This is a genomic window from Stieleria sp., from assembly GCF_041595215.1.
GTDB classification, from domain to species: Bacteria; Planctomycetota; Planctomycetia; order Pirellulales; family Pirellulaceae; genus Stieleria; species Stieleria magnilauensis.
The window spans coordinates 1-1,681 of sequence record NZ_JBFHKV010001445.1; the positions used below are offsets into that span (position 1 = coordinate 1).

Annotated in this window: 2 protein-coding genes; both read left to right on the forward strand. The window is 57.9% G+C overall.

What is annotated here, in order from left to right:
* Positions 1-328, forward strand: a 328-nt coding sequence (locus ABX749_RS31975) for a ThuA domain-containing protein (protein ID WP_372899605.1), incomplete at its 5' end; no start/stop codon positions are given.
* 115 nt (positions 329-443) lie between these two features.
* Positions 444-1,681: sulfatase (locus tag ABX749_RS31980; protein WP_372899606.1), on the forward strand; the 1,238-nt coding region annotated here is incomplete at its 3' end.

The following is a 1,681-nucleotide window of genomic DNA, read 5'->3' on the forward strand; positions in this document are numbered from 1 at the left end:
GTTAAACGTCCACAACACCGACCATCCGATCATGCGCAACATCGAGCCGCTGCAGCTGTATGATGAAAGCTATTGGCGACTGACGGGACAGCCACAGGACGTCACCTTGTTCGCGACCAGCATCGAAGACGGCGAGGCGCGACCGCAGATGTGGGCGTACGAGCGTTCGGCGGGTAGAGTCTTTGTCAGCATTCCCGGCCATTACAGCTGGACCTTCGACGATCCGATCTTCCGCACGATCTTGATGCGTGCGATGGCGTGGACGGCCCGCCAGCCGATCGATCGATTCAATGAACTCGTCCCGCTCGGTGCGCGGATGTCAAAGTAGTGTGTCAAAATCGACAGGGGCTTCCCGCCTGATTGTCCGAGTTTTATACGCGTGGAAGTCCATCCAGCGGAATGTTTCGACAAGGTTCTTTTCTTTTCCTCCAGTTGTCAGTCGCATGAAAACACAACGACTTACGATCATTTGGTTCGGCGTCCTGATCGCGGGAATGAGCGTCACGACGGCGATGACGGTGTGCGCCGCCGATGTATCACCAGCAGCCCAACCCAACATCGTCCTGTTTCTGGTCGACGACATGGGCTGGATGGACAGCACGCCTTACGGCTCACAGTATTACGAAACGCCGAACATGAAACGGTTGCAACAGCAATCGATGCGTTTCACCAATGCTTACGCCGTCCCGTTGTGCTCACCGACGCGTGCCTCGATCTTGAGCGGCCAGTACTCCTCTCGCCATCGCGTCACGTCCGCCTCCGGACATCAGCCGGCAGCGCCCGCCGATGCGTCTGCGTATCCCGCCCGAGCGCCTGCCAACCGTCCGTTGATCTACGCCAACAGCAAGAACTACTTGGACCTCAATCTGGTCAGCTTGGCGGAAGTGTTGCGTGGCGCAGGTTACCGGACCGGGCATTTTGGGAAATGGCACTTGGGATTGAGCCAAGAGCATTGGCCCGAGCAGCACGGTTTTGAAGTCGCGTTTCACGCCGAACCGAGCCCCGGTCCGGCCAGCTACTTTTCGCCTTATGGCGTTCATGCCAACGGAGTGCCGTCGGGAAAACACCACGTCGGAACGATCACCGATGGCCCGGCGGGAGAATACATCACCGACCGGCTCACCGACGAAGCGATTCGATTTGTCGAAAGCCACCAAAACGAACCGTTCTTTCTAAACTTCTGGCACTTCGCCGTTCACGGACCGTGGGGGCACAAGGAGGAGTACACCAAACGATTCGCCGAAAAGACCGACCCGCACGGCCGACAGAACAATCCGATCATGGCATCGATGCTCAAGAGCGTCGATGAAAGCCTCGGCCGTGTGTTGGACAAGTTCGACGAACTCGAATTGACCGACAACACGCTGTTCATCTTCTATTCCGACAACGGCGGCAACACGCACAGCAACGTGCCCGGTAGCCGGCAGATGAAAAACATCAAACCGGGACATCCGAAATGGGACTTCGTCCAGGACTGGAAAAAATGGGCCGGTGAACAGCCACCGACCAACAACGCGCCGCTGCGTGAAGGCAAAGGAAAAATCTATGAAGGAGGTCAGCGAGTTCCCTTGATGGTGCGTCTGCCCGGCCAGGTCCAGCCCGGTTCGACCAGCGATGCCATCGTCGGACCGATCGATCTGTACCCGACGATCCTCCAGGTCGCGGGCCTGAAGCAGCCCCA